The sequence below is a fragment of the Belnapia arida genome, from assembly GCF_016773205.1.
GTDB lineage: Bacteria > Pseudomonadota > Alphaproteobacteria > Acetobacterales > Acetobacteraceae > Belnapia > Belnapia arida.
The window spans coordinates 14,088-38,788 of record NZ_JAETWB010000034.1; the positions used below are offsets into that span (position 1 = coordinate 14,088).

Consider the following 24,701-nt stretch of genomic DNA (forward strand, 5'->3'; position numbering starts at 1 on the left):
CCCACGAACCGCTTCAATAGCGCAGTGTCTGCCTCTGACAGAACGCGCCATTTGTACCACCGACATCCGCCGCCAGCCCATGCGGCCGCGCTCGAAGATGAGCGACTGATACCGCCCTCTCTATGTCAAGTCGGTCTCCGCGACTGCGCTCAGCGCCGCGCTTGCGCGCGGCGGCATGACCACGGCCGCTTCAGGATGGCGCGCCGTAACTTCGGCGTAAATGTTCTTGCGATCGTAGGAACCGTCGCCAATGAAGGGGGACAAGGAACGATCAATCAGGTTGAGCAGCGAACCTACCTGCGAGCCGTCGTCGGCATCCCTGCCGGTGAGCACCGACGCGGCGATGTCGCCGGTATCGGTATCCGTGGCGAGGTGCAGCACTCGCCTTGCCTGACGCCGTCTTGTGCCGTGCTTCCCGTCCCACCAGGCGCCTGGCCTGCACAAGAGGAGGGCGATGCTGTCCGCCAGCAGGTGCACCGGCGCACTTCCCGCCTTCGACCGCAGCACACTGAGCGTCTTGGGCCGTCGGCTGAGAATACTATATTGGACACCAGCGGGTCGAGGCCGGGCAGTTGCAGGAGGGAGGCGATCAGTCCCTCTCTCTGGCGCACTGCCAAATGGAATTCAATCCGCAACGTCAGGGCTATAGCAATGACGAGCGCGAAATAGGCCGCCACCTCTACCGGTGCGCAACTTAACCATCCAGGCTGCGACCGCCGTAGGCGCGTATGCCCGCATAGCCCTCGGCCCTGTTGGCCATCCGGTTCCGCTGCTTTGAGATGTGATGGCGATGAGCGGCATTCGCTTCGAACGGCAACCGGGATGCCCTTGCAATATGGAGAGAACGGGCTCCGACTTTCTCTAACCCAAGCAAACAGCGGGTAACGGCCGCAACAAAGTTTCAGAAGCAAGCAGTGCCTTGCGAAAATTTTCCACGAAGCTGTAAGTCGTCAATCAACCAGATGAGGGGACAGTGATTTGAAGGCCATTATTTTATGTGCCGGCCAAGGTCGACGCTTGCTGCCGCTGACAGAGCGGTTGCCCAAATGCCTTCTACCAGTCGCCGGACGCTCCATCCTGGAATGGCAAATTCGTGGGTTAGCCGCTGTTGGTATCCACGATATCACGCTCGTCACGGGATTTGAGGCTGATGCGGTAGAGCACTTGGTTCACAGCATCACTCCGGCCCATACCATGATCCGCACAGTCTTCAACCCTTTCTTCAGTGTGGCCGAGAATATCGGCAGCTGCTTTCTTGTTCGTGATCTGCTGCAGACCGCTGAAACCGTTCTTTTGAACGGTGACACGCTGTTTGAGACGGCGGTGCTTCGGCATGTGCTGGCAGCACCGGAGCATCCGATTACAGTCGCAATCGACCGCAAACCCACCTACGACGCCGATGATATGAAGGTTTCGCTGGATGGAACGCGGTTGACGGCGATCGGCAAGACGCTGCCGGTCGGCAGCATCCACGGCGAATCCATCGGCATGCTGAAGTTTCGCCGGGATGGGGGAGAAATGTTCGCGGCCGGGCTCGAAGCGGCACTGCGGCAGCCGGACGGGCTTGGCCGTTGGTATTTGTCGGTCATCCATGCTTTGGCGCAGACTGGTGTCGTGGAGACGAGATCGATCGAGGGCCACGCCTGGGGCGAGATCGACTATGCGGCGGACCTTGCTTCCGCCGAACTGCTCGTACGTGCCTGGAGCGAGCCTGCAGTTGCCGTAGTCGCGGAGGGGATCTGAATGGATCCCTCGCTGCTTCCCAGCTTGAACTCCTGCCCTCAACGGCTCGGCGACTTCGCCACATTGTCAGAGGCTTTAGACTACGCCGCAGAAGGCATCACCGGATTCAATTTCCACGATGGCCGGGGTATGGTCACACAAGTTCTGTCCTATCAGCTGCTGCGCCGGGATGCCCTCGCTGTGGCGCGCCGTCTGTTGCAAACTGGGCTTCGGCGCGGGGATCGGGTGGCGATCGTTGCCGAGACTCAGCCTGATGTGATCACGGCGTTCTTTGGCTGCCAGTACGCAGGCCTGGTCCCAGCGCTGATGCCGTTGCCCGCGGCATTCGGCGGCCGTGAGGTTTATGTTGAGCATATCCGTCGACTGGCCCTCGCATCCCGTGCATCGGCTTTGTTTGTACCGGACGCTATGAGGGATTGGCTGGCGCCCTTCGCGCGCGAGGCCGGGCTGAAGGCCTTCGGCAGCGTTGCCGCGTTGCCGGGCGATCCTGACGACGGCCGGGTCTTGCTGCCCACACAGGCAGACGAGGTCGCCTATTTGCAATTTTCCTCTGGCAGCACCCGCTTCCCCGCGGGCATTGCGGTCACTCAGCGGGCGCTGATGGCCAATATCGGCGCGATTTTGCGGCACGGCCTGCGCGTGGTGCCGGAAGACCGCGCGGTGTCCTGGCTTCCGCTCTATCATGACATGGGGCTAGTAGGCTTCATGCTGGCGCCGCTCGCCGGTCAGGTGACGGTCGATTTCCTCTCCCCTCAGGAATTCGCGCGGCGGCCGCATGTTTGGCTGCGCCTGCTGTCCGCCAATCGTGGCACGCTCTCCTACAGCCCAAGCTTCGGCTACGAACTCTGCGTCCGCCGGGCGCGGCTTGGCATGGCGAAGGGGCCGCCGCTTGACCTTTCCGCTTGGCGGGTCGCTGGTATAGGAGGCGACATGATACGTGCCCCTGTGCTGGCCCGCTTCGCAGAAACCTTCGCCGCCGTTGGCTTCCGCGCAGAGGCCTTTGTGCCGAGCTACGGCATGGCGGAGGCGACGTTGGCGGTCAGCTTCGCACCGCTCGAGACCGGTGTCGCTACCGATACCGTGGACCTCGATCAGCTCGAGCGCGAGGGCATCGCCAAGCCCGCCAAAACCACGAGCCAACGCACGCGCGCCTTCGCCCTATGTGGGCTGCCGGTGCCAGGGACCGAGGTGGAAATACGGCGGGCCGCCAGCTTCCCCTGGCCAGAGCAGTCGCTGCCGGAGCGCGAAGTGGGACGGATTCTGGTCCGCGGTCCGGGACTGATGCGCGCTTACGATCAACAGCCGGAGGAAAGCGCAGCCGCCCTCTCATCCGATGGTTGGCTTGACACAGGCGACCTTGGTTATCTCCTGAACGGCCACCTAGTAATTACTGGGCGGGCCAAGGATTTGATCATCGTGAACGGCCGAAATGTTTGGCCGCAGGATCTGGAGTGGTCGGTCGAGCAAGCTGTCGCCTCTGTCCGCACCGGCGACGCCGCTGCCTTCGCTATTGAGGAAGACGGGACGGAGCAGGTCGTGATGTTGATTGAAGCACGTGGCTTGTCCGACAGTGACGCGCGCGCGAAGCTTGTATCCAATGCCGCAGGCACGCTACGCGCGCGGCATGGGCTGGAGGCTCGCATCGTCCTGGCACCTCCCGGAAGCCTGCCGCACACCTCCTCGGGCAAGCTCAGCCGCATGGCGGCACGCGCACGCTATCTGGCAGGTGCTTTCACTACGCCTGCACCCATCTTGGAGCCGGTTCCTCAATGATGGAAACGCCGCTCATCGCGGTCACCGGTGCGACCGGATTCCTGGGGCGTCATGTGCTCGACACCCTGGCGCGCAAAGGGTGGCGATTACGCGTCCTGGTCCGGGGCGACGTCGCGCTACGACTGCCGTCCCGCCCGGTGGAGCTGGTGTGCGGCGACCTCGCGGATGGGGAGGCGCTGCAGCGTTTGGTTAGGGGGGCGACGGCGGTCGTGCATCTTGCAGGCCTCACCAAAGCCAGACGGCGGGCGGATTTCTTTGCTGTGAACCGCGATGGCAGCGCCCGGCTGGCCGCCGCAACCGCCGCGTCTGCGCCCGGGGCGCGCCTTGTTCTGATTTCCTCACTCGCGGCGCGAGAGCCGCATCTGTCGTCCTATGCCGAAAGCAAACAGGCCGGTGAGGCGGCGGTGGCTGCCGCCCTCGGTGAGAGGGCCACTTGGGTAGTGCTGCGGCCTGGTGTCATCTACGGACCCGGCGACCGCGAAGGCCTTGCGCTCTGTCGACTGATCTCCGCTCCGATCATACCGGTACCCCGCGCCCCGGAGCCGCGTATCAGCTTCGTCCATGCGCAGGACGTCGCCACGGCCATCGCCGGCGTTTGCCTTGCCGGGCCTTCGAAGGCGGTCTTCGAGGTCGCAGACGAGCGTTTGCGCGGCTACAGCTGGCGGGAGATCCTGTGCCAACTCTGCGAGATGCTGCAGCGCGAGCCACGTTTCGTGCCGGTGCCCGATGCGATGTTGCTGGCGGGCGGAGCAGCGGCCGATACCTGGTCGTTGATAACCGGGCGGCCCACCCTGTTCGGGCGCGGCAAAGCGCGCGAGTTCCTGCACCGGGATTGGGGGTCGAGTGCCGAGCGGCAGTTGCCCAGGCTGGTTTGGGCGCCCCGCATTCCGCTGCAGGCTGGGCTACGCGATTTGCTTGGCTGGTGGACGAGCCTCGGCTTGGTCAAGGCTACGGCTTTCACATGAAAGCTCGTGCCGCCGGTACAGGCGCTACTTACGGGTTGCCTCATACCGAAACCCACAGGTCCCACGCGTCCGGCCTAGCACCATCAGGTCCGGTACATCCGATGCGGTCAGGTGATCGCCCTGGATCCGCCCGACGGCGGAGCGAGTCGCTCCAGTTGAGCGCAATGCCATCTCTCCGTCCGGGGAAACCGTGCCGGCAAGCATCGGCTTTGAGACCGCTAGGCCTCGGTGTCGCGACGAACGCATCTCGACTAGGCCGTTCTCGACCCGAAACCAGACCCTTCGCAATCTGTCGGAACAGGTGAAATCCAGGCCGACCGGCACCCGCTGACCCTCGTACCAGACCACAGTGGGTGCATCCGTGCCGGAAGCAGTCTGGCCGCCTTGTGCTTGGTTCGGCATCGATTGATGGGATACCGGACCAGCCTCGGTGCAACCGGCCAGGAGCCCCAAGACCATTAGATTGAGCCTGCTCAGTGAGGAGGTCCGCACCCGCCTTCGCCCGACGGAAACGACGTCCGCAGGGGCATTCGATCGTGCCTGCGGACACGGACACATCGGGCACAGCGATTTCAGCGATTCCTCGTCCTTGTACATCTCGCCATGCCAGCTGCCAGGGACACTCATCATCATCTGCTTCCAACTTCCATATGTGTCCGTTCGCGTCGTGACAGGAGGGCGAAAGACAGGCACGGATCTGCCGCACGGCATTATTGCGGTGCCGGTCGTCCCGCCCTGCGCTGGCCGCAAGCCCCTCATGTCCTCCTCCAGAAGACGTTGGGGTTACACCTTAATGACCCATCTAATACATTCGATCGGGAAACCGAGGTATGCCAGGGAGACTGAGGTATGTCGGATAAGCAATTAGTGTTGCGCGAGATCATGGGCGCGTTGGAGGAGCTGGGCAAGCGGCCGGTATCCGTCACCATGGAGACAAGTCTCCTGCATGATTTGAGCCTCGATTCAGTCACTGCCCTCGACTTCATCATGCAGCTTGAGACGCGGCTGGACATCATCATCCCAATGGATGGCATGGCGGAGATCGAGACCATCGGCGATCTCGTCGGTGTGCTGACCCGTAGCACCAGCAAGGCTGCCTGACTGATGCTGGCCAGATTCCGCGCCCTGCGCTCCGACCTTGCGACTGTCACCGCCGTTGGGCGGGATCCCTTCGGCGTCGCCTTCGATGCCATTTTGTCGGCGACGGAGGCGATCCTCGACGGGAAACGCGTCCTGCTGCTGGGTACCAATAACTATCTCGGCCTGACCTTCGACCAGGACTGCATCGACAGCGCGGTCGCGGCGATCATGGCGCAGGGCACCGGCACCACCGGCTCGCGCATTGCCAACGGCACCTATGGCGGCCATGCGGCGCTGGAGCAGCGGCTGGCACGCTTTCTCGGCCGGCGGCATGCAATGGTCTTCACCACCGGCTACCAAGCCAATCTCGGCACGCTCTCCACGCTGGCCGGGCGCGGTGACCACCTGCTGCTGGATGCCGACAGCCATGCGAGCATCTATGATGGCGCGAAGCTTGGCAATGCGCAGGTCACTAGGTTCCGCCACAATGATCCGGACGACCTTCGGCGCCGCCTGCGCCTGCTTGCAGACCAGCCGGGCGAGAAGCTGATCGTCCTTGAGGGCATCTACAGCATGCTCGGCGACACTGCGCCACTGCGCGAGATGGTCAAGGTGAAGCGCGAGGCCGGTGCCTGGCTGCTGGTGGATGAGGCGCATTCCGTTGGCGTGCTCGGCGCCCATGGCCGCGGCTTGGCCGAGGCGGAAGGCGTGGAGGCAGACGTCGACTTCGTCGTTGGCACCTTCAGCAAGAGCCTGGGCGCGATCGGCGGATTCTGCGCCTTCGACCTCGACGATTTCGGCGCGCTGCGGGTTGCGGCCCGAGCCTACATGTTCACGGCCTCCCTGCCGCCTTCAATCATCGCCTCGGTATTCCAGGCCATCGAAGCGATGGAAGCCCAGCCGCAGCTGCGCGATATCCTGCGGCGGAACGGCCAGCATCTGCACGCGGGGCTGGCCGCCGCCGGCTTCGCACTCGGCGCCAAGCCGAGCCCGATCGTGTCCTTGCCGATGCCAGATAGCGAGACGGCGATCCGCTTCTGGAACCAGCTTTTGGACGCAGGCGTCTATACGAACCTGGCGCTCGGGCCGGCAACCCCGGGCGGCAGGCCCCTGCTGCGCATGAGCGTCAGCGCCGCCCTGACCCCGGACCAAATCGACACCGCCATCGCCGCACTCACCCAGACCGGGCAGCGGCTGGGGCTGATTGCTGTCGGGATGGCGGCTGCGGAGTAGCTATGCGGGAGGATTGCCCGGCATCCTTCAGCGCACTGCCCCGTCCCGCCGTAGCCGCCATAACAGGATCGGCGCCGCGAGCACGGGGTGGCGGCGCTGCCATGCGGTCAGCTCGATCGCAACCCCCGAGTGGCGAGCAATCTTGCTCGTCAAGTAGTCCGGGCCGCCATCGAAGGTGAATGCGGCCTTGACCAAGCGCATCACGTTCAGCGTCTTGCCGCAGACGCGCCGGGTCGCCCACGAAAGGGTGAAGTTCTGGGGCGAACCAGGCCGCAGCCGTCCCTCTGCATCCGCGGCGGTGGCCAGGCCAAGTCGCGCCAGGGCCAAGATCAGGGCCGGGGCATACCAGCTGGGCGAGGCAGCCAGCAGCCGCTCCGACCGGCTGCCGCGCTCGACACGGAGTTCGGCGCTGTAGGTATGAGCGAGAAGGCCGCGCCAATACTCCATGGGCGTCGCGGCTGGTGGACCAAGCCGCACCGCCCAGAGCACGGCCGTCGTAAGCGCCTGCGCCACGGCCTGTTCCACTCTGTGCCGCGCAGTGGTATCGCGCGCATGGACCAGGGTCGATGGCTGGCAGAAGCGAGCCCAGATCGTAGTGTCCAGCGATGCCGGCCGCAGCCGCCGCTCGAACTGGCGAAGTGTCAACACCGCCACCTTGGCCCGGATCGGGCCCGCGAGGCCATCGCTGCGCCAATGCAGAACCGTCGGCGGCAGCAGGGCATTGAACAGCGCCGGCAGCCAACGCCGATGGAACGCCCGATGCCCGCTGGTCAGCACGTAAAGGTCGAGCAGCCCAGCCGGATCGTCGTCGAGCCGGCATGCGCCGTAGAACAGCACCGCCTCCACCCCGACGCGATGCCGGGCCAGGATATCCTCGGCGAGTTGCCGGGCGGCCAGAATGGCGGCACCCGGTTCGGCAGGTGTCGCAAGTTCGGCGGCGACCAGCGCCTCAAGGTTGGCGGGGGCTGCGGGCGTCACGGCGTCATGAAGGCGACCCGGCGCGGGGCGGAGAGCACCAGCCCCTCTGGCCCCGGCTCGAATACCTCCCCATCCAGCACGAAGGGCACGCCGAGCCGGATGGCGAGCCGGCTTGCATTGCCACTGCGATAGCCGGCCGCCGGCATCCAGGACCGCGGTCGCCCCTGGACGCTGGCCCAGAGGGCTGCCGCAAGCCGCTGCGGCGGCGCCTCGACATCGAGCCACCTCACTGGTCCTGGGCCTTCTCCCCAGAAGGGCCATAGTCCCAGCATCAACTGGTCGAGCGGCGTCGCTAGAACCAGGAAGCGTTGCCCTTCCCGCGGCACCAGATCATCCGGCGCCAACTCCATGGGGGCGCCGGTCCGCAGCGAAGCGTCGCGCCCCCACAAACTCCGCAATGCCACGCCGGCCAGGGCTAACAGCACCATCAGCCGGTTATGGATATCGCGCCGGTGCAACGCCCGATCCGCCAGCAGCTTCGCCTCAGTGAAGGCGCCGGCACCGAACAGCAGGCCGTTCAATGGCGTGGTGTCGTGCAGCCCAGGCCGAGCGACCTCCAGAACCGGCAGCAGCCGGCGGCGCAGCGTGCCGCGCTGGGCCGCCTGCAACAGCCGCGCCAGCGCCGCCTCCCCGGGGCCGGCGCTGCCCAGCACCCGGGCGGCTAGGTTGGTCTTCCCCGCCGCCAGCAAGGCGATGTCGGGCGGATGGTCGCCGAAGGCGGCCGGCAGCGCGGTCAGGACCTCACGCAACGTGCCGTCCCCGCCCTGCACGGCCACCAGGTCCACCCCTCGCGCCGCGAAGTCGGCTAGGGCGGTGCGGAGTTCCGCAGTGGTGGTGGGTGCAGCCAGCGGCAGCCCAGCTGCCTGGGCACCGAGCCCACCCCGTCCCTTGCGCAGCAGCCGGCTCAGCGGGTTGCTGATGATGCCGATGCGCCGGGCGCTGCCGGCCCCGCTCATTGCTCGAGCCAGGAGCGCAGCGGCGCCCGGCGTCGTGCCAGGCCCGCCTGCACCGTCACCACCACCTGCTCGATGCAGCCGAAGACGGTCCAGGCGGCCACCGCCAGCATGCCGATATCCGGCCGCCCGATCAGCGTGCCCAGGGTGAGCAACACCAAGTTCGGGTTGCGACGCGCGATCACCAGCCGGAAAAAGCTGTCGAAACGCCGCCAGACATGGATCTCCATGCCGAACAGGGCGAGGAACAGCCCCTCCTGCAGCCGCTGGAGCACGTAGCCGCCGAAGACGATCACCGCCACCGTGACGGGCTGCGCGAGCGGCATGCCCGCCGCCTGCAACCCCAGGATCCAGGCCAGCCACCAGAAGGGTGGATGGATCAGGTCGATCGCATGGTCGAAGACATTGCCGAAGGGCGTCGAGGTCAGCGTCACGCGCGCCAGCTTGCCGTCTACGGTGTCGAGAAAGGTCATCACCCAGGCCGCCAACAACCCGGCCAGGAAGGCCCCTTCGGCGAAGAGCCAGAGCGCGAGGACGACCAGCACGAGACTGACCAGCGTCACCTGGTTCGGGGTGATGTCCAGCGCGGCGCAGGCGCGCACCACGTGGAAGGCCGGGCGGGGCCAGACATGTTTGGTGATGGCATCGGTAACGCCCTTGTAGGAGCCGCCGAACATCTCCCATTCCACGGCCCTGCGGGTCTCGAGGCCGAGGCGCAGCAGGTAGGGATTGCCCCGCTTGCGCAGCGCACGGTCGTAGCTGTCCGTCAGCGCGGCAGGCGCCACGGGACGCAACCCGGCAAAGGCAGCATCCCCAGGCGCGCGTCCGGCCTCCAGCGCCTCGGCGACCGGGGCCGCGGCGGTCCCCGCCGGCAGATGCGCAGCGACCGGGCGGCCATCCTCCGGCCGGCAGAGCAGCACGCCAGGGCTGCGTGTAAGGCCAACGACCAGGGCGGCATCGTAGACATGATCGGCCCGCAGCAGGAGAAGCCCGCCATGCGTCGGCGTCCCGTCCCAGGCGGCGATGTCGCTGACTCCCGCCCGGGCCAGCGCGCGGCCGAGCAGGGCGGAGCCGGGCATGCTCCAGACCGGCACGGGCGATTCGCTCAGCAGCCGGGCCGCTGGCGTCGATGCGCCAGCCGGGCGAGACTTGGGCGATCCATGTCCTTCACCCTTGCGCACCTGTCCGATCTCCACCTGCCTGTTCCCCCTGGGGCCCTGCATCCGCTTGGGCAACTCGCGGGCAAGCGTTTGCTGGCCTATCTCGCCCTCCGGCGCAAGCGCTGGCGGAGCCTGCCCGCCGATGCCCTGCTGGCCGATATCGCAGCCGCCGGACCCGACCACCTAGTGGTCACAGGTGATTTGACCAGCCTCGCCCTGCCCGGCGAATTCGCCTCGTCACGAACCTGGCTGGAGCGGCTGGGCCCGCCCGGACGGGTGACAATCATCCCGGGCAATCACGATGCAACCGTTGCTATGGCCTGGGAGTCCGGGATCGGGAGCTGGCAGCCGTGGATGGCGGATGACGCGCCTGGAGCAGGCGCGGCGCCCTTCCCGTTCTTGCATCGGCGCGGGCCCATGGCCTTGATCGGGCTGTCCTCGGCCGTACCGACCATGCTCGGCTCGGCCGAGGGACGGCTGGGCGCGGCACAGCTCGCCCGGCTTCCGGCGCTGCTCGACGCGACCGGGCGTGAGGGGCTGTTCCGGGCAGTGCTGGTGCATCATCCACCCGTGCTCGGGCCGGGCGGGTGGCGCAAGGCGCTGCGCGACCGAGCCGATTTGTGTGTCCTGCTCGCCCGCCATGGCGCGGAGTTGGTGCTGCATGGGCATCATCATGTCCCGTCGCAGGCGACGCTGCCCGGAGCGGCGCGCCCCATCCCGATCCTCGGCGCACCGCAGGCGCTGGCGGCGGGACAGCATTGGCCTGGATGGCTGCTGCATCGACTCATGCGCACCGGAAACGGATGGCGGCGAGAAACGACCCTGCGCTTGCAGAACCCTGCGACCGGCGAGTTCCGCAGCTTGGCAATGGATTGAGTCCCGCCCGCCGACTTGCTGAATGTCAGTACCGCAAGTGGATCGTCATCTGCGATCCGCCTACCGGCACCGCGAAGCGCACGGCCTCGAAGCTTGGCACACCGACCAGTGCCGGGGCGTCGTTGGAGAAGCCATAACCTTCGGCGGGCATCCCAACCATTGTACGATTGAAAACGTGGTCGTTATTCTCGTCATGGTAGACGGCGATTGCGTAGGCACCGGCCTCGGAAAGGGCGAAGCAGGCCTCTGCTGCCGCGCCATGCAACAGGATGCGCTGGCGGGCTATGCGACCACCACGCGCCAGGAAATCTTCCGGCCGCGGGCCATAGAGCGTGATGGTGATGTTGCCCGCCACCTTGCGTGTCCCGGTGACCGTGACCTGCAGGCGCGGTCCGGCCGGCGCGTCCGCTGCGGCACAGGCGGTCGCACGGGCCCCGGCCGCCGCCGCGGCATCAGCGCCCCGGAGCGCGGCGCCTCCGGCCAGGATCGCAGTCAGCAGCCAGGCGGCCAACCATGCGCCTATCGTCGGACCGTCGGGCCGCCTCCTGAACTGGCGACCTTGCAGCCCCGCACCTATAGTCCAGCCGGGTCGGTTCAAGGCTGCGTCGCAGCCAGGGACCGCACGGCTCTCCCTTGAACCGCTCGTGCGAGATTTCGGATGCCAGCTGCCACGCTTGCCAAGTTCGGTTATCCCGCAACGCTGATCGGCGAGACCGAGCATTGGCTCGTGTTGCTGCGGCCGCAGCAGGTCACGCTCGGCTCGCTGGTGCTGGTCTGTCGCCAACCGGTCACCCGCTTCGGCGATGCCAGCCCCGCAGCCTTTGCCGGAATGCACGACGCCATCCATCGTATCGAGACTATCCTGCGTGAATTTGTTCGGTACGAGAAGATCAACTATCTCATGTTGATGATGGTCGACCCGGACGTCCATTTCCACGTCATCCCGCGCTACGCCGGCGAGCGCGTGCATCTCGGTCGCAGCTTTCCCGATGCCGGCTGGCCGGGACCGCCGGCGCTCGGCCAGGCTGTGGAACCAGAGGCTGCTGTGCGAGACGACATGCTGGCTCGCCTCCGCTCCGGCTGGGAGGCGGCCGGGGCGTGACTGAGGGGCGCACCACCGCATTCGGGTGGCGGCCATCAAAGGCAGGCATCGGACGAGGGCCACCGTCGAGGAGCGGGGTGGTGGATCGCTACATGCTGCGCCAGCTGGCCAGGCCGCTGGCCGCCACCCTGCTGCTGGTGCTGCCGGCGCTGCTGATGGAGCGGCTGCTGCGGTTGTTCGACTTCCTGGCCGGTGCGGGCGGATCGGCTTCCTCGGTCATCCGCCTGTTGCTCTACCTGGTGCCGCATTATCTCGGCCTGGCCTTTCCGGCAGCCCTGTTCCTGGCGGTCTATGTGGTCCTCGCGCGGTTGAGCCAGGACCACGAGTTCGACGGGCTGCAGGCCGCGGGCTTCTCGCTGACCCGCCTCAGCCGGCCCTTCCTCGCGGTCGGGCTGGGCTGCGGCCTGCTCGCCCTCGGGCTCTATGGCTATGTCCAGCCCCTCAGCCGCTACGCCTATCGCGCAGCCTTCCATGCCCTGACCAACGCGGGCTGGAACGCCACCCTGGTGCCCGGGGAATTCCTGCAGATCGGTCGTCGGCTGACGGTTCATGTCGACCGGCGGGACCCGAAGGACGGGACGCTGCACGGCATTTTCCTGCAGCAGCGGGACGAGGATGGGCGCGAAGTGCTGACCACTGCCGCGACCGGCCGGCTGACGCTCAGCGGCGACGGGACAGAGCTGCTGCTCGAAATGAACGAAGGCCAGCAGATCACGCTCCTGCCCGACGGCCAGGCGTCGACGCTGCGCTTCGCTGGGTCTGACCTGTCCAGGCCCTTCACGCAGCGCCTGCCTCTCTTCCGCCTGCGCGGCACCGACGAGCGGGAGATGACGATTGCGGAGCTTTGGGCTGGGCGCCAGTCCCTGAACCCGCCGCTGGGCCGCACGCGGCTCGATGGTGAGTTGCACGGAAGGCTGGTGCGCTCGGCTTCGATGCTCGTCCTACCGCTGCTGGCAATGCCCCTGGGCCTGGCGGCGAAGCGGTCGCGGCGCTCGGTCGGCATCCTTGTCGGGGCGGTGATCCTGATGATGTACCAGCAGGTGCTGCAACTCATCGAATCACTCGGCGATGTCGGCCGGATCGACCCGCGCCTCGGGCTTTGGGCCGCTCTCCTCCTCCTCGCCGGCTTCGCCATCCTGGTGTTCCGTCACAGCGATCGCCATCCGGAGGAAGGTGCCTTCGACGGCATGATCGCCTGGCTCGACCGGGCGGTGGCGACCATCGCCGGCTGGCTGCGATGGCGCCGGGGACCGGCCTCATGATCCTGCCGCGCTACCTGAGCAGGATCTTTCTGGGCCGGGCGGCCGCGGTGCTTCTGGGTCTGGTGGCGCTGCTGCAGTTGCTGGACCTGCTCGACAAGGCGAGCGAGCTGCTCCAGCGCGGCGGCCTGGCGGATGTCGGCCGCTATGCCTTGCTGCGCCTGCCGACCATGCTTGGGCAGCTCGTCTCGCTGGCGGTGCTGGTCGGGGCGATCCTGACCTTCCGGCGCCTGGCCGGAATGCTGGAGATCACGGCATTGCGGACCCTGGGGCTCGGCGCCTGGCGCATCCTGGGGGGCGTATTGCCGGCCTGCGTGCTGGCGGTTGCGCTGCAGGCGGCGCTGCTGCTCGCCGTCGCGCCGCGGACCGAGCGGGCACTGGCCGATTGGTGGGACGGCAAGGGCGTGGTGGAGGGCCAGCCCATGGCGCTGGCGCAGCGGCTTTGGCTGCGCAACGGCGCCGAGATCGTGTCGGTGGAATCGGCCTCCCTGGACGGCCGGTCGCTCGAGGGCATCCTGCTCGTCCGCCGCGATGCGGGACGACAGGCGCTCGAGCGCATCGATGCGCGCCGCGCGATCCATGGGCCGGAGGGCTGGCGGCTGCTGCAACTGCGCGTGGTCCGGCCGGGCGAAACCCGGCCGAAGGTCCTGGCGGAGCTGGCCTGGGCGGAGGGCCCCTCACCGGAGGCGATACGCGATCTCGCACGCCCGACCGCGGCGCAACCGCTCGGCCGGCTGCTGGCGGGGCAAAGGGGCGAGGGCGCCGTGACGCGCGGTCCTGCCTTTTATGCGACGCGGCTGCAGGCCGTCGCGGCAACCATGATCGCTCCCTTTGTCATGTTGCTGCTTGCCGCGCCCTCGGCCTTCGGCCTGCCGCGGCAGGCGGACGGCTACCGGCGCGGCGGAATTGGACTGGCCCTCGGGCTCGGCTATCTCGTCGTCAATGGCCTGCTCAACGCGATGGGCGAGGCCGGCGGGCTTGAGCCCCATCTGGCCGCTTGGACCGCGCCGCTGGCCTTTGGCCTCGTCGGCCTGCTGCGGCTGTGGCACGAGGAGGCCTGATCGGCGTGGCAATGGAGGCGGAAGGCTGATGCATGGTCGCTGGCGAGGCGGACGGTGCCCCGATACCGGGCGGGTGAGGTTGCGGAAGCCGCTGCGCGCCCGTGCCACGCATCAGGGCCATGGCGAGGCCGCGGGGTTTTCCTGGGTCGCGTCCCTGAGCGCCGGCGCCCCTTACGATCCTTCGCCCAGGTCGGGTGATGCGGCGTGGCATCGGAAGGATCGAGCCTCCTTGAGACCAGCATGAGCAGCTCCACCGTCGAGGTCATCCCGGTTTCCGTCCGCGCGGAGCTGGAGCGCTTCATCCGCCTGCCGCATGCGCTTTCGCGCACCGATCCCGCCTGGGTGCCGCCTCTGCTCATGGAGCGCAGGGCGGCGCTGTCGGCGAAGCGCAACCCGTGGTTCCGACATGGCGAGGCCGCCTTCTGGATCGCCCGCCGCGACGGCCGCGATCTCGGGCGCATCAGCGCGCAGGATGACCAGCTGGTGCGCGATCCCGACGGCACCCGTCCTGCGCATTTTGGTTTGCTGGCAGCGGCGGATGACCACGAGGTCTTCGCGGCGCTGCTGACCACGGCGGAGCGCTGGGGCAAGGCGCGCGGGCTTAACCGCCTGCGGGGACCCTTCAGCCTGTCCATCAACGACCAGACCGGACTGCTGGTCTCGGGCTTCGAGACGCCGCCGATGCTGATGATGCCGCACGACCCGCCCTATGCTGGGCCGCGGCTGGAGGCGCTCGGCTATCGCAAGGTCCGCGACCTGCTGGCCTATCTCTGCGACCTTTCGCTGCCGATGCCGACCGCGGCGGCCCGGATCGTCGCGCGGCCGCTGCCGGATGGCGTCGTGCTGCGGCCGTTGCGCCGGCGTGCCCTGCGGGAGGAGATCGCCACGATGCTGGGCATCTTCAACGATGCCTGGTCCGGCAACTGGGGCTTCGTGCCCTTCACCGCCCAGGAAGTGGCGCATCTGGCCGCGGAGCTGCGCCCGCTGCTGAATGAACGGCTGGTCTGGTTCGCCGAACTGGCCGGCAGGCCGGTCGCCTTCGCTGTCTGCCTGCCCAACCTGAACGAGGCGATCCGCGACCTGTCCGGTCGGCTGCTGCCCTTCGGCTGGGCGCGCCTGCTCTGGCGGCTGAAGGTGGCAGGCGTGGCGACGGCCCGGGTGCCGCTGATGGGCGTCAGGCGCGGTATCGGCGCGGGGCTTCTCGGCCGGGTACTGCCGCTCTTCCTGGTGGAGGCGTTGCGGCGGGAGGCGTTAGCCTTAGGTATCGGCCAGATAGAGATGTCCTGGGTGCTGGAGGACAACCTGCCGATGCGGCATCTGGCGGAGACACTCGGTGCCAGATCCTACAAGACCTACCGCGTCTATGAGAAAGACCTAGCCAAGTGAATCCGCCCGGTGTCAGGGTCGGCGTGACCGCATTGGTGCTGGCGGGCCAGCGCGGCGGGACGGATCCGCTAGCAGCCGCCAGGGGTGTGTCGCACAAGGCGCTGTTGCCGGTGGCGGGCGTGCCGATGCTGCTGCGGGTCGTCGCGGCGCTACGGGCGGCCCCGGCCATCGGCCGAATCGTGGTGTCGATCGAGCGTCCGGAGACGACGCTCGCCGCGCTGGACGGTCTCTCGGATGTCATCCAGCGCCCGGCCGAGGCCAGCCCGGCGCGTAGCGTCGCGGCCATATTGGAGGAACTCGGCACCCCCCTGCTGATCACCACCGCCGACCATGCCCTGTTGAGCGCGGCAATGGTGACGCATCTGCTGAATGCCGCGCCGCCGGAAGCCGCCGCCCTTGCCGCACTTGCCCGGCGCGAAACTGTCCTGTTGGAGTTCCCGGAGACGCAGCGCAGCTGGCTGCGGCTGCGCGACGGTGCCTTCAGCGGCTGCAACCTGTTCCTTCTGACGCGCCCCGAAGCGGTACGGGTGGTTGGCTTCTGGCGAGAGCTGGAACAGCATCGGAAGCGGCCGCTGACCATGGCGTGGATGCTGGGCCTGCTGCCGCTGCTGCGCTATGCGTTCGGGATGATGACGTTGCAGGGCGTGGCCCGGGCGCTCGAACGGCGTTGCGCCGTGCGGCTCGGCTTCGTCGAATTGCCCTTTGGTGCCGCCGCGGTGGATGTGGACAAGCCTTCGGACCTTGTCCTGGTAGAGGCGGCGCTGCGCCCCGCCGGCCGGAGCCCTGGATGAACCGGCTATGGGCGATGCCAATCGGCGGCCAGAATGCCCAGGCGGACAGCGCGTTCCGCCGCGTGCTGGAAAACGCTGTCTGGCTGTTCGGCGGCAAGGGTGCGGGTGCGCTGCTGAGCCTGGTTTATCTGGCTATCGTGGCGCAGACGCTCGGTGTGGCGACCTTCGGCGTCTTCACCCTGATCCTGGCCTTCGGCCAGGCAATCGGAACTGTTGTCGGCTTCCAATCCTGGCAGACGGTCATCCGCTATGGTGCCCGCCACCTGGCCGATGGCAATGTCGGCGCGCTTCGCTCCGTGCTTGGTTTCACGACGGCCCTCGACCTCTGCGCGGGCGCTTTTGCCGCGATCCTGGCTAGCCTAGGCGCCCTGGCGGCCGGAAGCACGCTGGGATGGTCGGATCAGGAAACGCAAATGGCGGCCTGGTTCGGCCTGTCCCTGCTGTTCGGGCAGCGCGGGACGCCGACCGGAATCCTGCGGCTTTTCGCGCGCTTCGACTTGGCCGCCTGGAGCGAGTTCACCCTGCCCGTCACGCGGCTGCTGGGCACCTGCGCGGCCTGGGCAGCCGACGGTAGCCTGGCTGGTTACCTGATCGCCTGGGGCGTGGCGGAGCTGGCGACGACAGTGGTAATGTGGGCGACGGCCGCTTCGCAACTGCGTGCCCAGGGCGTTCTGGCCGGCCTCCCCCAGATACGAGGAATAGCTGACGAAAATCCGGGGATCCTGCGCTTCGCGGTGCTGACCAATCTCACTTCCTCCATCGGCCCCATCTGGCAGCAGGTTCCGATCCTGGCGGTCGGCTGGATCATCGGGCCCGCCAGTGCCGGTGGCTATCGCATTGCCATGCAACTCGGGACGGCGCTGACCAAGCCGGTAACCTCCCTCGCCCGGGCGCTCTATCCGGAGATGGCGAAGCTGACCGCGACGAGGGATGCAGCCGCGGTCCGGCTTGTCCTTATTCGCGCCGCGCTGCTGACGACGGCCATCGGCCTCCTGGCGATCCTCCTTGTCGCCGTGGCGGGCGAGTTGCTTCTGTCGCTGATTGGTGGACCGGATTATGTCTTCGTTTACCCGATTTTCCTGGTGCTCACGATCGCCTCCGCCGTGAACCTGTCTGGTTTCGGGCTTGAGCCGGCGCTGGTCGCTTTGGGGCGACCCGACAAGGCCCTGGTCGCCCGCGGCCTAGCAAGCATCGGCTATCTCGTCTTCCTCGGCGTCCTCCTGACCATGATGGGGCCGATCGGCGCGGCGTGGGCGACGCTGGCGGCGAATGCCTGCTCGGTGTTACTGCTGCACATCTCTTTCCGAAAGCTGGAGACCCGGCTGGCATGAGCACGCCGGATGCCGGCATAGCACCGCTGAAGGTCTGCTTCTTCCTCAACGCGCAAACCCACATGCTGATGCATACCGTGCCGATCGCGATCAGTCTCTCGCATGACCGGCGGTTCGAGACCCATGTGATGGCGGCCACCGCCGCCCATATCGAACACGCGCGCGCCATGGCCCTGAAGGGTGGTGCGGGCCCGATCGGGTTCGAGCAGATCGGCGGCAGATGGCTGGAGCGTGCCGCCCGCTTCACCGGCGCTTCCATCCCTCCGAAGCTGTTGAGCCTGGCCGTGGCCAGCCGGCGCCTGATGGGCTTCGACGCCGTCGTCCTGCCGGAACGGACCTCCTTGCTGCTGCGCCGAATGGGCTGCGGCCATCTTCGCTTCGTGCACACCACGCATGGGGCCGGGGACAGGGCCATCGGCTTCGATCCGCGTATCCGCCAATTCGACTTCGTGCTGCTGGCCGGCGAGAAGCAGCGCCGGCGCATGCTGGCCAAGGGGCTCATCCGCGAGGGCCGCTATGCGGTGGTCGGCTATCCCAAATTCGACGCCGTCGCGCTGTGCCGCCCGGAGGCGTCGACGCTGTTCCGCGACGAACGGCCCGTGGTGGTCTACAACCCGCATTCCAGCCGGGCGCTCTCCTCCTGGGAAAGGATGGGCGAGGCGATCCTGCGGCAGGCCGCCGCCGAGCCGCGCTACAACCTCATCGTCGCGCCCCATATCAAGCTGTTCGACCGGCACGGCGACCGCCTTCGCGCCGAGCGACTGCTCGCCCCCTATAGATCCTGCGCCAATATCCATATCGATCTCGGCAGCAGCCGCTGCATCGACATGACCTACACCACTATGGCCGACATCTACCTGGGAGATGTCAGCAGCCAGGTCTACGAATTCATCGCCAGGCCACGGCCCTGTCTTTTCCTCAATGCGCATGGCGTGGCTTGGCGGAGCGACGAGAATTACGCCCATTGGCGCTACGGCAGGGTTCTCGACAGCGCGGACCGGATCCTAGATGCCCTGGATTCCGCGTGCAATGAGCACGGCACCTATTTGGCAGCACAGCAAGAGGGGCTTCAGGGTACGTTCGACATGGGCCGGGAGCCACCTTCGGCACGGGCGGCACAAGCTATGGCGGAGTTCCTGCTGCGCCCGGCCGCCAAGGCGTCGGGTGGGTTCCATGCCTGACGCGTCCGGCCGTCTCTGGCTGGTCACCAGGGTTTATGGACCCGACGAAGGCGGGGTGCAGACCTATGCCGAAGAGGTGGCGCGCGCCTATGTCGCGCTTGGTTGGCAGGTAACGCTGTTTGCGAAATCTTCGGCCGGTCCCCGGCGTGAGACGGACGGTAGGCTGACGCTGATCGACGTGGGACCAGGTTCCAAGCCGCAGGTCCTTGTACGCCTTCACCGCGCCATGGCAACGGCCTGGCGGGATGGCGAACGTCCGGAGGCGATCCATGCCTGCACCTGGCGCGCGGCCATTCCGGCGCTCTTCTTTTGCCGGCGGTTGATCGTCACCGTCCATGGCCGGGAGATCGGCCGTCCACGCGGCTTGGCCTTCCGGCTCATGCGCCTGGTGCTCGCCAGATCGGAGCGCATTGTCGCTGTCAGCGAGACGACACGCGACTTACTCCTGCAGCGTAATCCGCAGTTCGAAGCCCGCTGCATCGTTGCCTGGAATGGTATCTCCACCTCAGCGAACTCTGTGCCAGACACTTCGCGGACCGACCAGTCCGAGCCGCGCATCCTGACCCTTTGCCGGCTGGTACCACGCAAGAACGTCGCCACTGCGGTCAGGGCTGCTGCAGCATGCTACGATCGGGGCCTGCGCTACCACTATCACATTGCCGGTCGTGGCTCCCAGTCAGCCGAGATTCAGCACGCCATTGACGCAAGCGCTGCCGGCAGTCGGATTGCGCTCCTGGGTTATGTCGACGACATGCAACGCGACGTTGAGTTCCGGCAGGCGGATATTTTCCTTCATCCGCAACTTGCGCTGGAGGCCGGGGATGAAGTGGAGGGCTTCGGGATCAGCGTCGCCGATGCCATGGCGCATGGCCTTGTCTGCATTGTCGGCGCCGAAGGTGGGCCTGCCGAGCTGATTCAGCACGGCGTGACAGGCTTCGTCGTCGATGCGAGGTCCGAGGCCGCGATCTCTACGATGCTCGAACGGCTACTTCTTGACCCCGAGCTGCGTAGTAGCATGGGGGAAGCCGCGCGCCGCTGGGTTAAGGAGAACCTTTCCTGGCACCACCATTGTCGCCTTTGCCTTGACCGTTGACCAGCATCGCCGGATGGCCACAGATTATAAGGATTCGTCGGGTCTCGCGCCAAGCGGCCAAATGTTGAGCGGATCGCCCGCGGATGGGAGCCGTACCCATCTGTGGTGACGGCATTGTCACATTGTTTGATGACAGGGCGCGTTTGACCGTAAGGCGAAGCTTGCGTGATCTCACTCTGCCATCTGGGCACACGTCTCCTGACGCCAGGTCTGGAAAGCCTTGCCGCGCGAACGGCGGTACTGTTCGGCGGCCATCAGGTGTCGCCGCGGACGGAACTGATCATAGAGGCATTGTCACGCCATGACCGATGACGAGTTTGATGCCGCATTGGCACAGTCCATCAAGGAGATCTACGTGGCCTCTATCGATAAAGTGTGATCGGGTCCTATCGGATCGAGATAGCGCGGCTGCCACCTTGGAAGCAGGCTGTTCCTATTGCGCGAAGGATTTCACTTTGGCTGACTCACCTCACGATCAGGCCACGCCGAAGTCCGTGCCGGCTCCTCGAGACCGCCACCTACGCGAGATGGCCAATTGCATCCGCTTCCTGTCCATGGATGCGGTGCAGCAGGCCAAGAGCGGACATCCCGGTGCTCCCATGGGCATGGCCGACATTGCGGCCGTCCTGTTCCGGGACTTCATGCAGTTCGATGCTGCCGAGCCGCATTGGATCGACCGCGACCGGTTCATCCTGTCCAACGGTCACGGCTCGATGCTGCTGTATAGCCTGCTGTACCTGACAGGCTACAAGGACATGCCGGTGGAGGAGCTGAAGCGCTTCCGCCAGGTCGGCAGCAAGACGCCAGGCCACCCCGAGTATCACCATGCGGACGGCATCGAGCTGACCACGGGACCGCTGGGCCAGGGCGTGGCCGAAGCCGTTGGCATGGCATTGGCCGAGCGCATCATGAACGCGCAGTTCGGCAACAACTTGGTCAACCACTACACCTATGTTTTTATGGGTGACGGCTGCCTGATGGAGGGCATCAGCCAGGAGGCGATCTCTCTGGCCGGGCATTTGAAGCTGGGCCGGCTGATCGCGTTCTGGGACAACAATTCGATTTCCATCGACGGCGCGACGAGCCTGGCCGTGTCGGACAATGAGGTCGAGCGGTTCCGTGCTTCCGGTTGGCACGTGCTGGAGATCGATGGGCACGACACGGACGCGATCCGCGAGGCGATCGTCACCGCCCGATCCGTTACTGACAAGCCCAGCATGATTGCCTGCCGCACGGTCATCGGCTTCGGCTTCCCGACCAAGGCGGGCACGCAGAAGGCGCACAGCGACGCGCCTGGCGAGGAGGAGATCGCCGGCGCACGCGCTATCCTGGGCTGGAATGCCCCGCCTTTCGTGATCCCGGAAGACCTGCTGGCCGAATGGCGGACCATCGGCGCCAGGGGCGCATCCACCCGCGAGGCTTGGGTCGAGCGGGTAAAGCAGGCGCCCGAAAAGCTCCGTCAGGAGTTCGAGCGCCGCAACGAGGGTAAGCTGCCCGAGGACTGGCGCTCGGCCATTGCCGCAGCGCGCGAGGAGTTCGTCAGGGACGGCAAGGAGCTGGCTACCCGGCAGGCCAGCGGGGCCGTGCTGAACCACCTGTTCGACGCAATCCCGGAACTGCTTGGTGGTTCCGCCGACCTGACGCCGTCCAACAACACTAGGGCCAAAAACCAGGTCGAGGTGAAGCCTGGCGAGTACAACGGTTCCTACATCCATTACGGAGTGCGGGAACACGGCATGGCGGCGGCGATGAACGGCATTGCGCTCCATGGCGGGTTGATCCCGTATGGCGGCACCTTCCTCTGCTTTTCGGACTACTGCCGGCCCGCCATCCGCCTGGCAGCGATGATGGACATCCGCACGATCTTCGTAATGACGCACGACTCGATCGGCCTGGGGGAGGACGGTCCGACGCATCAGCCGGTAGAGCACCTGTCGGCATTGCGCGCCATTCCGCGTCTCGCGGTGTTCCGCCCCGGCGACGCCGTGGAAACCGCGGAATGCTGGGAGGCCGTACTCGACAATCCACGTCGGGCTGCCTTGCTGGCGCTGTCCCGCCAGCCAATGCCGTTGCTGCGTCAGGAATCCAGCACGGAGAACCGGTCCGCCCGCGGCGGTTACGTTCTGTTGGAAGCAGAAGGTGGCCCGCGTAAGTTGACCCTGATGGCGACCGGCTCGGAACTGCATCTCGCTGTGGAAGCGAGAACGGTTTTGCAGAATGAGGGCGTACCCACGGCAGTTGTGTCCATGCCTTGCGCCCTGATCTTCAACGAGCAGGATGCGGCCTATCAGCGGGCCGTGTTGGGCGATACCTTGGCACGGGTTGCGGTGGAAGCGGCGGTGCAGATGAGTTGGGACCGTTACCTCGGTCTGCAGGGTCGCTTTGTGGGCATGCACGGGTTCGGCGAGTCCGGGAAGATCGGCGACGTCTACAAGAAGTTCGACATCACGGCCGAGGCGGTCGTGCGTGCCGCCCGGGACAGCCTACGGGCCGTCTAGCGGCTCGGCCCGCATAGGATGGCAGCTGGGGCTGCGCATTCCTATCAGGCCGACCCACCATTAGAGGAGGTCCCCATGGCCAATGCTCTGCAGCAGCTTGCCGAAACTGGCGTCGCCGTCTGGCTCGACGATCTCAGCCGTAGCCGAATCCAGTCGGGCGAGTTGGCCCGGCTGGTCGAGCATGGCGGGGTCGTGGGTATCACCACAAATCCCACGATTTTCGCCAAGGCCATCGGGTCCGGTACGGGCTATGAGAAGCAAGTACACGATCTGGCACTGCGCGGGACGGCGGTCGGTGAAGCCGTGCGGCTGCTCACCGCCTGGGATGTCCGGGCGGCGTGCGACGTGCTGCGGCCCGCCGCCGACCGCACCGGCGGGCGCGACGGACGGGTGTCGATCGAGGTCGACCCGCGCATCGCCCAGGATGCGGCCCGTACGGCCGCCGAGGCACGCGGATTGTGGTGGCTGGTCGACCGGCCCAACCTGTTCATCAAGATCCCGGCGACGCTGGCCGGGCTTCCCGCAATCACTGAGACGCTGGCGGCTGGCATCTCCGTCAATGTGACCCTGATCTTTTCGGTTGAGCGATATCAAGCGGTGCTCGATGCCTTCCTCGCCGGGCTGGAGCAGCGCTTGGCCGCCGGTGGGTCATTGGAGGGGCTGGAGAGCGTGGCCTCGTTCTTCGTCAGCCGGATCGATGTCGAGATCGACCGGCAGCTGGATGCGATGGCGAAGGATGGCCATGCAGAGGCGAAGGGTCTGCGCGGCAAGGCGGCGACCGCCAACGCGCAGCTGGCCTACGAAGTGTATGAGGAGACCCTGGCCTCGCCGCGCTGGCTGACCCTGCAGGCAAAGGGCGGACGGATGCAGCGGCTGCTTTGGGCGTCGACCGGCGTCAAGGACAAGGCCTACGACGACACCCGCTATGTGGTAGAGTTGGCGGCCCCGGACACGGTGAACACAATGCCGGCCGCTACGCTGGAGGCCGTCGCGGACCATGGGCAACCCCATGGCAATGCGATCGCCGGCACATATGAGGCGGCGCGTGTCGTATTCGCCGACCTCCAGCGAATCGGCATCGACTTCGCAAGCGTAGTGACTGAGCTGGAGGAAACAGGCCTCGCATCCTTCGCCAAAAGTTGGGACGAGTTGATTGCATCGGTCACCAGCCAATTGGAAAAGGCAGGTGCGGAGGTCATGCCTGCCGGTGCAGTAAGGCCGATCGGCGACGACGACAAGACAAGCGGAACGGGTCCTGCGTCGGCGGCGGCGCCGCAGACTGCAGCTAAGTAGTCTGCCAGGCACCGACGCTTCTATAGTGGTCAAGCGGCATTTCCGGGCTGGGCAGACGGCTTTGGATCGACGGCAGATATAAGCCGAGAAGATCTCACATGCGACGAAGCGCTTGATGCAGCGAATGATCGATGTGTGGGCTATGCCGCTGCGTGCACCGCATAGCCCTCGAAGCAAAACTTGCGAAGGCGTTCGGCGAGAACGGGATGTACGATATCCGGCCAGCTCCAGCCTGCTGCATGCCTGGACCGGCGGTCGGGGCGGCGGCGATGATTTTTCGATGCTGGTCAGTCCGCCGCCGCTCCTGGATGACGAGGGCGATCGCCTCGTGGATGTCCGCCAGGCTACTCCGCCGCGCCAGCTTCGAGCGGCTTGAAGGTTCCGTCCTTCGCCAGCGTGCCGACTTCCATTCGGCCGTCCAGCTCGCGAATGACCGTCCCAGGCTGGTGCTTGTTGGCGTAGACCAGCGGGACGCCTGGCTTGCGCTCGATCCTGACCCCTGGAACGGTCAATCCCGTGCTTAAGCGCATCAGCGCGGCTTCGCTCTCTGCCGCGTTGCGGACCCGCTGCTCGGGTGTCGGCTCTGGGCCAGTAACCGTCACGCTGCCGAAGGCTACGGTCCGTCTCGGCCTGCCGTCGGTATCATTGACATGGTACGCCCGCGTCTCGTTGAACCCGGCCTCACCCTGCTCTGGCTTCGAACCCTTCTTGACCTCTGCCATCATTCTACCTCGTCTAATGACCACTCCGCTAGGATAACGCATCCAATAGAACGGATCAGAGCGACCCGCCCAGAGCTACGCCAGGAAGTTTGAAAGCTCTCTACACATGGGACGCCCAACGAAGGCAGCCCAGTCACCTTTCAAGCGTGAGGTGACACGGCGAAAGTGGTCCGGCTCTGGTGTTAGTGTTTCGGCGGATTTCCTCATGACGGATGTGGAGATT

The 24,701-nt window shown here is 66.4% G+C and carries 22 protein-coding genes; 16 read left to right on the forward strand and 6 right to left on the reverse strand.

Annotation, left to right across the window (positions count from 1 at the left end):
* Positions 1-120 precede the first annotated feature (120 nt).
* On the reverse strand, positions 121-507 hold the full coding sequence (locus tag JMJ56_RS27365; RefSeq protein WP_328702484.1) for a transposase: 387 nt from the start codon (positions 505-507) through the stop codon (positions 121-123).
* Positions 508-978: 471 nt separating this feature from the next.
* Here JMJ56_RS27365 and JMJ56_RS27370 point away from each other — a divergent pair, with 471 nt between their 5' ends.
* The 5 genes from JMJ56_RS27370 (at position 979) to spt (ending at position 6,794) form a co-directional block, all read left to right on the forward strand.
* Positions 979-1,743, forward strand: coding sequence for a phosphocholine cytidylyltransferase family protein (locus JMJ56_RS27370; RefSeq protein ID WP_202834923.1), 765 nt, complete (start codon positions 979-981; stop codon positions 1,741-1,743).
* Positions 1,744-3,516 carry a fatty acyl-AMP ligase gene (locus JMJ56_RS27375; protein WP_202834924.1) on the forward strand — a complete coding sequence of 591 codons (1,773 nt, stop codon included), beginning with the start codon at positions 1,744-1,746 and terminating at the stop codon, positions 3,514-3,516.
* Positions 3,513-4,481, forward strand: coding sequence for an NAD-dependent epimerase/dehydratase family protein (locus tag JMJ56_RS27380; protein ID WP_202834925.1), 969 nt, complete (start codon positions 3,513-3,515; stop codon positions 4,479-4,481). The genes JMJ56_RS27375 and JMJ56_RS27380 overlap by 4 nt, the downstream gene beginning before the upstream one ends.
* A gap of 849 nt (positions 4,482-5,330) precedes the next feature.
* Complete coding sequence (locus JMJ56_RS27385; RefSeq protein ID WP_202834926.1) at positions 5,331-5,582, forward strand: acyl carrier protein; 252 nt, start codon at positions 5,331-5,333, stop codon at positions 5,580-5,582.
* 3 nt (positions 5,583-5,585) lie between these two features.
* Entirely contained in the window at positions 5,586-6,794 is a 1,209-nt protein-coding gene (gene spt, locus JMJ56_RS27390; protein ID WP_202834927.1) for a serine palmitoyltransferase, read from the forward strand.
* Positions 6,795-6,821: 27 nt separating this feature from the next.
* On the opposite strand, the gene JMJ56_RS27395 is transcribed toward spt, so the two are convergent.
* The 3 genes from JMJ56_RS27395 to JMJ56_RS27405 are packed head-to-tail and all read right to left on the reverse strand — an operon-like array spanning position 6,822 to position 9,819.
* Positions 6,822-7,772, reverse strand: a complete 951-nt coding sequence (locus JMJ56_RS27395; RefSeq protein WP_202834928.1) for a hypothetical protein — start codon at positions 7,770-7,772, stop codon at positions 6,822-6,824.
* Positions 7,769-8,728 (reverse strand): diacylglycerol kinase family protein, encoded by a 960-nt coding sequence (locus tag JMJ56_RS27400; protein ID WP_202834929.1) that lies wholly within the window; start codon positions 8,726-8,728, stop codon positions 7,769-7,771. The genes JMJ56_RS27395 and JMJ56_RS27400 overlap by 4 nt, the downstream gene beginning before the upstream one ends.
* Entirely contained in the window at positions 8,725-9,819 is a 1,095-nt protein-coding gene (locus JMJ56_RS27405; protein WP_202834930.1) for a CDP-alcohol phosphatidyltransferase family protein, read from the reverse strand. Before JMJ56_RS27405 ends, JMJ56_RS27400 begins: the two co-directional genes overlap by 4 nt.
* 66 nt (positions 9,820-9,885) lie before the next feature.
* Here JMJ56_RS27405 and JMJ56_RS27410 point away from each other — a divergent pair, with 66 nt between their 5' ends.
* Positions 9,886-10,761: a metallophosphoesterase family protein gene (locus JMJ56_RS27410; RefSeq protein ID WP_202834931.1), complete on the forward strand. Its 876-nt coding sequence runs from the start codon at positions 9,886-9,888 to the stop codon at positions 10,759-10,761.
* A 25-nt stretch (positions 10,762-10,786) separates the two neighbouring features.
* Here JMJ56_RS27410 and JMJ56_RS27415 read toward each other — a convergent pair whose 3' ends face one another.
* Entirely contained in the window at positions 10,787-11,272 is a 486-nt protein-coding gene (locus JMJ56_RS27415) for a DUF2141 domain-containing protein (protein WP_202834932.1), read from the reverse strand.
* 147 nt (positions 11,273-11,419) lie between these two features.
* Between JMJ56_RS27415 and JMJ56_RS27420 the strand changes: the two genes are divergently transcribed.
* The 10 genes from JMJ56_RS27420 to tal all read left to right on the forward strand — a co-directional run bounded on the left by JMJ56_RS27420 (position 11,420) and on the right by tal (position 23,756).
* Positions 11,420-11,863: an HIT family protein gene (locus tag JMJ56_RS27420; protein ID WP_043361247.1), complete on the forward strand. Its 444-nt coding sequence runs from the start codon at positions 11,420-11,422 to the stop codon at positions 11,861-11,863.
* Between the two features lie 80 nt (positions 11,864-11,943).
* Positions 11,944-13,125: an LptF/LptG family permease gene (locus JMJ56_RS27425; RefSeq protein ID WP_202834933.1), complete on the forward strand. Its 1,182-nt coding sequence runs from the start codon at positions 11,944-11,946 to the stop codon at positions 13,123-13,125.
* Entirely contained in the window at positions 13,101-14,183 is a 1,083-nt protein-coding gene (locus JMJ56_RS27430; RefSeq protein WP_202834934.1) for an LptF/LptG family permease, read from the forward strand. The genes JMJ56_RS27425 and JMJ56_RS27430 overlap by 25 nt, the downstream gene beginning before the upstream one ends.
* Positions 14,184-14,423: 240 nt before the next feature.
* Positions 14,424-15,569, forward strand: a complete 1,146-nt coding sequence (locus JMJ56_RS27435; RefSeq protein ID WP_202834935.1) for a GNAT family N-acetyltransferase — start codon at positions 14,424-14,426, stop codon at positions 15,567-15,569.
* Entirely contained in the window at positions 15,566-16,360 is a 795-nt protein-coding gene (locus tag JMJ56_RS27440; RefSeq protein ID WP_328702485.1) for a nucleotidyltransferase family protein, read from the forward strand. Before JMJ56_RS27435 ends, JMJ56_RS27440 begins: the two co-directional genes overlap by 4 nt.
* Positions 16,357-17,691 carry a lipopolysaccharide biosynthesis protein gene (locus tag JMJ56_RS27445; RefSeq protein ID WP_202834936.1) on the forward strand — a complete coding sequence of 445 codons (1,335 nt, stop codon included), beginning with the start codon at positions 16,357-16,359 and terminating at the stop codon, positions 17,689-17,691. The genes JMJ56_RS27440 and JMJ56_RS27445 overlap by 4 nt, the downstream gene beginning before the upstream one ends.
* Positions 17,610-18,872, forward strand: a complete 1,263-nt coding sequence (locus JMJ56_RS27450) for a sensor domain-containing protein (RefSeq protein WP_202834937.1) — start codon at positions 17,610-17,612, stop codon at positions 18,870-18,872. Before JMJ56_RS27445 ends, JMJ56_RS27450 begins: the two co-directional genes overlap by 82 nt.
* Positions 18,865-19,965, forward strand: a complete 1,101-nt coding sequence (locus JMJ56_RS27455; protein ID WP_202834938.1) for a glycosyltransferase family 4 protein — start codon at positions 18,865-18,867, stop codon at positions 19,963-19,965. Before JMJ56_RS27450 ends, JMJ56_RS27455 begins: the two co-directional genes overlap by 8 nt.
* Before the next feature lie 494 nt (positions 19,966-20,459).
* Positions 20,460-22,463, forward strand: coding sequence for a transketolase (gene tkt / locus JMJ56_RS27460; protein ID WP_328702486.1), 2,004 nt, complete (start codon positions 20,460-20,462; stop codon positions 22,461-22,463).
* A 75-nt stretch (positions 22,464-22,538) separates the two neighbouring features.
* The gene (gene tal / locus JMJ56_RS27465) at positions 22,539-23,756 is read left to right on the forward strand and encodes a transaldolase (RefSeq protein WP_202834940.1); all 1,218 of its coding nucleotides are present in this window, start codon (positions 22,539-22,541) and stop codon (positions 23,754-23,756) included.
* Between the two features lie 344 nt (positions 23,757-24,100).
* Here the strand turns inward: tal and JMJ56_RS27470 are convergent, their stop codons facing one another.
* The gene (locus JMJ56_RS27470) at positions 24,101-24,478 is read right to left on the reverse strand and encodes a hypothetical protein (protein ID WP_236038678.1); all 378 of its coding nucleotides are present in this window, start codon (positions 24,476-24,478) and stop codon (positions 24,101-24,103) included.
* Between the last annotated feature and the right edge of the window lie 223 nt (positions 24,479-24,701).